Genomic DNA, 3,524 nt, shown 5'->3' on the forward strand with positions numbered 1-3,524 from the left:
ATTTAAATTACTGCTATTACAAGAAGAGAATGTTTAGAAATAATGTCTAGGAGTCGAAGATGGATAAAAAGATTTATATAAATCTTTTTTTTCTACATTTAATCAAAATATTGGTTAACGACTCAAAAATAGAGATCTTTTAATCAATAAATGAGTGATTAAAGATGAACAGGATAATTTTACAACCAGCAGCAAATAAGCCTTCGCAGAAAAACTACCTGAATACGATCATCAATTCTATAAAGATCAATCAGATCATTAAATACATTACGTCCGAGCAAGAAGCAACGCTAAGGGAACTTTATCCTACTGGAGAATTTAAGATCTGGGGAATAGATTATGGTGATCAGAAAGTAAAGGATTGGAACAGGATTACCCGGGGAGATATCGCCCTGTTCGCTAAAAATAAGTTTGTTTACTCATCTGCTACTGTAACTACTAAATTTCAAAACAGAGAATTAGCTATTTTTCTATGGGGTTATAAAACAGCGGATATCACCTGGGAGTATCTTTACTTTCTGGACGAACTAAGACCCAGGAAAATTTCTTATGAGGATTTAAATTCTTTGATTCCTAAAGGGAAGCCAGGTGATAATAAATTCTATGAACCAAATAAAAACATCCAGGGTTTCCAGGTACTGTCAGATTTTCAAAGTAGTTGTGTTTTTGTAGCCTTTGATGAGCTTGAAAGCAAAACCTATTTTGATAATACCAACGCAGGGAATTTTGAGGCTACTCAAAATAAATTACGTAAAATCGAGAACACCGATCAGATACGACCGGTAAAGGTAAGAGCAGAACAGCAAACTTTGAGTGAACATTTATTTGGAGATAAAATATTCAGCACCTGTGGAATCTGTAATAAGCAATTTCCGGTTGGTTTTCTACATGCTGCTCATATTAAAAAAAGAGCGGAATGTTCGCATGAAGACCGTATAGATCCAAACATTGTAATGCCCATGTGCAGAATGGGCTGCGATGACCTTTATGAACGAGGATACATCAGCATAAAGGATGGTAAAGTTATTGGCCTTAGGCAGGAACATACAACACCGGCCATAGAAAAAGCCAAAGATGCCGTAATTGGTAATGACTGTACTCATTATAACGATCAAACAATGAAATACTTTGAATGGCATTTTGATTTCCATAGTGGGAATAAACCCTAATCTTTTCCCTTTTCCCTCCAATAAATTGAGATAATTCTCCATATTTTCCTAGCTTTAATCATAAATTAACTTTTCAATTAATTTATTGGTTTTACATGCAAGATATAGAAGAGATAACCGCAAAGCTGATAGAATTCCGCAATGAAAGAGACTGGGAGCAATTCCATAATCCCAAAGATCTGGCCCTGGCTTTAAACATAGAAGCAGGAGAACTCCTGGAAGCATTCCTATGGAAAAATGCCACAGAAGCGAAACCAGAGAAGGTAAAAGAAGAACTCGCCGATGTATTTGCTTATGCCTTCCTTCTAGCCGAAAAATACGGCTTCGATGTAAAACAAATTGTATTGGATAAGATCCAGAGAAATGCCGAAAAATATCCAGTAGACAAATCAAAAGGAACGGCAACCAAATACAATGAACTATGAGGTTGTACGCTGGATCTTCAGCTAATTTTATAGCTCTAAACGTTAACAACCAAATAGCAGACCTGTTAAAAGAAGAATTCTTCAAATGCTTTGGTTTTCAAGCCTCACAAAATGAGGTCATGTCCTGGCGCAATTCCTTATTCCGTCTGTCGGATATCCTGGAACGCTCAGGGTTGAATGATCTTGGCGTCATGGTCGAATACAAGCTACCACTCAGCGGTAAACGGATTGACATACTCATCTGTGGAAAAGACGAAAACCAAAAGAAACATGCAATTATCATTGAACTGAAACAATGGGATAAGTGCAATTTAACCGATTATGACAGTGACTATGTGGTAACCTGGGTAGGCGGGGGGAACCGGTCTGTATTACACCCAAGTATACAAGTAGGAAATTACATGTATTACCTGCAAGACAACAGCACTGTTTTCTACGAAGGAGAACATCCCATTACACTTTTTGCCTGCAGCTATTTACACAACTATACCTTTCTCAAAGATGACGTCCTTCAGGACCAACGGTTTCAAAAAGCATTAGATCGGTTTCCAGTATTCACAGCAGATCACAGAACCGAACTTTCGGATTTTATCAGCAGTAAAGTGAAATCAGGCGACGGATTACAGATCCTGGGCGAAATAGAAGAAAGTAAACTGCGACCCTCTAAAAAACTCCTTCAGCAGGTATCCACAGTGATCAGGCAAAAACTCAAAGGAGAACTTAAGCTATTTGGAAAAGTAAAAGCCCCTGGTGATTATATCCTTCTTGATGAACAGTTAATTGTCTATGATACTGTAATGAGTATTGTTGGTAAGGGGCTGGAGCATAAACATAAACACGCCATCATCGTAAAAGGAGGCGCAGGAACAGGTAAATCCGTTATCGGCTTACAATTACTGGCCGATCTAACCGCAAGAAATTTTAACGCCCATTATGCAACGGGGTCAAAGGCATTTACTGAAACCTTACGTAAAATACTCGGAGCCAATTCAAATAGTCTCCTTAAATACTTTATGTCCTACGGTGAGGCAAAATCTAATGAAATAGATGTCCTTTTAATGGACGAAGCGCACCGAATTCGTGAAAAGACCGGATATCCGTTTAAGTCAACCGGGAAATTGCAGGTAGAAGATCTGTTAAACGCAGCAAAGGTTTCTGTCTTCTTAATTGACGACTATCAAGTGGTAAGAAAAGGAGAGATTGGGTCGTCTGCGTTTATAAGGGAAAAAGCCGAAGCTACAGGCTGTAAAGTTTATGAATACGATTTACAGGCCCAATTCAGAAATGGAGGATCGGAAAGATTCAGCGACTGGGTTGATCATACCCTGCAAATCAGGAAAACAGCCCATGTAGAATGGGTAGATGAACCGAACTTCCAATTTACCATTATGGACTCTCCAGAAGCAGTAGAGCAGGCCATAAGGGCTAAAGTCGCAGAAGGTTTTACCGCCAGAGTTACTGCAGGTTTTTGCTGGCCCTGGTCCAAAAAATTAGATGAGCATGGCGAGTTAATCACAGATGTGGAAATTGGAGATTATAAACGGCCCTGGAACGCTCAGGAAGGATTAACTGGTATGCGCAAGGGAATACCTAAATCTCAATATTGGGCATATGACGACGGCGGTATTGATCAGATCGGTTGTGTTTACACAGCTCAGGGATTTGAATTTGACTATGCAGGCGTAATATTTGGGAAGGACCTCAAGTATAATCCAGATACGGCAGTCTGGGAAGGCTTTCCGGAATGCAGCCATGATAACCAGGTCAAGAGCAGTAATGATTTCTTACAGCTTGTTAAAAACACCTACAGAGTACTTTTAGGTAGGGGGATGAAGGCCTGTTACGTATACTTTATGGATAAGGATACCGAAAGGTATTTTAGAAGCAGGATTCGTAGAGATTGATTTCTAATATAGTAATAGGAATACTG

The 3,524-nt window shown here is 39.1% G+C and carries 3 protein-coding genes; all 3 read left to right on the top strand.

Annotation, left to right across the window (positions count from 1 at the left end; genetic code table 11):
• Positions 1-164 precede the first annotated feature (164 nt).
• The 3 genes from DBR11_RS26400 to DBR11_RS26410 all read left to right on the top strand — a co-directional run bounded on the left by DBR11_RS26400 (position 165) and on the right by DBR11_RS26410 (position 3,498).
• Positions 165-1,169, top strand: a complete 1,005-nt coding sequence (locus tag DBR11_RS26400) for an HNH endonuclease (protein WP_108555556.1) — start codon at positions 165-167, stop codon at positions 1,167-1,169.
• A gap of 95 nt (positions 1,170-1,264) precedes the next feature.
• On the top strand, positions 1,265-1,594 hold the full coding sequence (locus tag DBR11_RS26405; protein WP_108555557.1) for a nucleotide pyrophosphohydrolase: 330 nt from the start codon (positions 1,265-1,267) through the stop codon (positions 1,592-1,594).
• A complete protein-coding gene (locus DBR11_RS26410) occupies positions 1,591-3,498 on the top strand; it encodes a DUF2075 domain-containing protein (protein ID WP_108555558.1) in 1,908 nt (635 codons plus the stop codon). Before DBR11_RS26405 ends, DBR11_RS26410 begins: the two co-directional genes overlap by 4 nt.
• Positions 3,499-3,524: the final 26 nt, after the last annotated feature.

It is taken from the genome of Pedobacter sp. HMWF019 (assembly GCF_003061025.1).
In the GTDB taxonomy this organism is placed as follows: Bacteria; Bacteroidota; Bacteroidia; order Sphingobacteriales; family Sphingobacteriaceae; genus Pedobacter.

Bases quoted from the DNA above. Each gene is read 5' to 3' on its own strand.
- DBR11_RS26400 (WP_108555556.1), top strand. From the start codon at position 165: ATGAACAGGATAATTTTACAACCAGCAGCAAATAAGCCTTCGCAGAAA.
- DBR11_RS26405 (WP_108555557.1), top strand. From the start codon at position 1,265: ATGCAAGATATAGAAGAGATAACCGCAAAGCTGATAGAATTCCGCAAT.
- DBR11_RS26410 (WP_108555558.1), top strand. From the start codon at position 1,591: ATGAGGTTGTACGCTGGATCTTCAGCTAATTTTATAGCTCTAAACGTT.